The organism is Luteibacter sp. NPDC104163 (genome assembly GCF_055584245.1).
Window position 1 is genome coordinate 93,598 of sequence record NZ_JBVJMK010000010.1, and the last position, 2,291, is coordinate 95,888.

Consider the following 2,291-nt stretch of genomic DNA (forward strand, 5'->3'; position numbering starts at 1 on the left):
GGTGGGCGCGGCTCCCCCTGCTTTTGCCCCCCCCCCGCCTCCCCCCCTTCCACCCCGCCCCGGGGGGGGGGGGCGGGGGGGGGCGGGGGGGGGGGCCCCCCCCCCCCCCCCCCCCCCCCCGCCCCCCCCCACGACAGCATAGGAGCTGCGCTGCGTTACTTCGGCAGCGCCTTGGCCATCTTCTGGTGTTCCCTGATCGTCGGCAGCGTTTCCTTCGCGAACGCCTTCATCGCCGGGTTCGAGCCCTTCTCCGCTTCGACCTCGAACATCGCCACGGCCTTCTCATGGCCGGCGACCATGACCTTCGCGTACTGGCGGTCGAACTCCTTCCCGTTGAGCAACTTCAGCGCGTCGATGTCCTTCTGCGCATCGGGCGGCGGGGACGTCGTGGTCGAATAGCCCTTGTCGCCATTGCGCAGGCTTTCCAGCTTCTCATTCGCCTTGGTGTGGTCATCGACCATCTTCTGCGCGAACTGCTTCACTTTGGCGGACGAACCCTGCTTGAGCGCCAGCTGGCTCAGCTCGATCTCCGCGACGTTCGCGCCGGTCGCGTTCTGGTAGAAGCCCGCGTCGGTGGGCGTGCCGCCCTGGCTGTCCTTCTCCTGGGTATCGGCGAGCGCCGCGAAGGGCAGGGTGGCGGCGAGGCTCGCCGCGAGCAGCAGGTGGGGGAGGCGAAGTGCCATGGGGTTGTCTCCGTTTGGAACTCCCTCTGGTGTCGCATCCTGCTGATGAAGCCGTTGTGACCCCGGCGGGTGTGAAACGAAAACGGGCGCCCTGGGGCGCCCGTCTCGTTCAACGCGTGGCTTGCTGGCTTATTTACGCACAGCCTTGCCACCCAGGCCGGCCGCGTCACGGAGGAGCTCGGCGCGGTCGGTCTTTTCCCACGAGAACGCGGTGAAGGTGCTGCCATCGGCGGCCTTCATCTCGAACGGCTTGCGGCCGAAGTGGCCGTAGGATGCCGTGGCCTGGTACATCGGGTGGACCAGGTCGAGCATCTTGATGATGCCGAACGGGCGCAGGTCGAAGTGCTTGCGGACCAGCTTCTCGATCTTGTCGTCCGAAATCTTGCCGGTACCGAAGGTGGTCACCGAGATCGAGGTCGGCTCGGCCACGCCGATCGCGTAGCTCACCTGGATTTCGCAACGGTCGGCCAGGCCGGCAGCCACGATGTTCTTGGCGACGTAGCGCGCGGCGTAGGCGGCCGAACGGTCGACCTTCGACGGATCCTTACCCGAGAACGCGCCACCACCGTGACGGGCCCAGCCGCCGTAGGTGTCGACGATGATCTTGCGACCGGTCAGGCCGCAATCGCCCACCGGGCCGCCGATCACGAACTTGCCGGTCGGGTTGATGTGGAACTTGGTGTCCTTGTGCAGGAGCTTCGCCGGCAGCACGGGCTTCAGGATCAGCTCGCGCACGCCTTCGATCAGGTCCTTCTGCTTCACGCCCGGATCGTGCTGGGTCGAGAGCACGACGGCGTCGATGGCGATGGCCTCACCGGCTTCGTTGTAGCGCAGGGTGACCTGGCTCTTCGCGTCCGGGCGCAGCCACGGCAGCGGCGAGTTCTTCTTCTTGCGGACCTTGGCCTGCTGCTCCACGAGGCGGTGGCTCAGGTGGATCGCGGCCGGCATGAACTCGCTGGTCTCGTTGGTGGCGTAGCCGAACATCAGGCCCTGGTCGCCAGCGCCCTGTTCTTCCGGCTTCTTGCGGTCCACGCCCTGGTTGATGTCCGGCGACTGCTTGCCGATCAGGTTGAGGACGCCGCAGGTCGCGCCGTCGAAGCCGACGTCGGACGAGTTGTAGCCGATGTCGAGGATGACGTTACGGGTCAGCGCTTCCAGGTCGATCCAGGCGCTGGTGGTGATTTCACCCGCGACGATGGCCACGCCGGTCTTCACCAGCGTTTCGCAGGCCACGCGAGCGCGCGGATCCTGCGCCAGGATGGCGTCGAGGACGGCGTCGGAGATCTGGTCGGCGATCTTGTCCGGATGGCCTTCGGAGACCGACTCGGAGGTGAAGAGGTAGCTGCTCATCGGGGGTATATATCCTTCTTTACGGATAAAGAGATAAAAGGGGCGCGCCATGATACACGCCCCCGTACCAGTTTGCAGCGCCCAGCGTAACCCCCGGGGGTGACGATTGCATGGACATTCAGCCCCCGGCCGCCGGCCGGGGGGGGGGGGGGGGCGGGGGGGGGGGGGGGGGGGGGCGGGGGGGCCCCCCCCCCCCCCCCCGCGCCCCCCCCCCCGGGGGGGGGGGGGGGGGGGGGGGGCCCGGGCGGGCGGGAAAAA

The 2,291-nt window shown here is 67.9% G+C and carries 2 protein-coding genes; both read right to left on the reverse strand.

Annotation, left to right across the window (positions count from 1 at the left end; all coding sequences use genetic code 11):
- Positions 1-155 precede the first annotated feature (155 nt).
- Positions 156-683 (reverse strand): DUF4142 domain-containing protein, encoded by a 528-nt coding sequence (locus ACZ6YI_RS13750; RefSeq protein ID WP_465779156.1) that lies wholly within the window; start codon positions 681-683, stop codon positions 156-158.
- A gap of 129 nt (positions 684-812) precedes the next feature.
- Positions 813-2,033 carry a methionine adenosyltransferase gene (gene metK, locus ACZ6YI_RS13755; RefSeq protein ID WP_465779157.1) on the reverse strand — a complete coding sequence of 407 codons (1,221 nt, stop codon included), beginning with the start codon at positions 2,031-2,033 and terminating at the stop codon, positions 813-815.
- Positions 2,034-2,291 lie beyond the last annotated feature (258 nt).

Coding starts and splice junctions, on each gene's coding strand:
- ACZ6YI_RS13750 (WP_465779156.1), bottom strand. CDS start 683: ATGGCACTTCGCCTCCCCCACCTGCTGCTCGCGGCGAGCCTCGCCGCC.
- metK (WP_465779157.1), bottom strand. CDS start 2,033: ATGAGCAGCTACCTCTTCACCTCCGAGTCGGTCTCCGAAGGCCATCCG.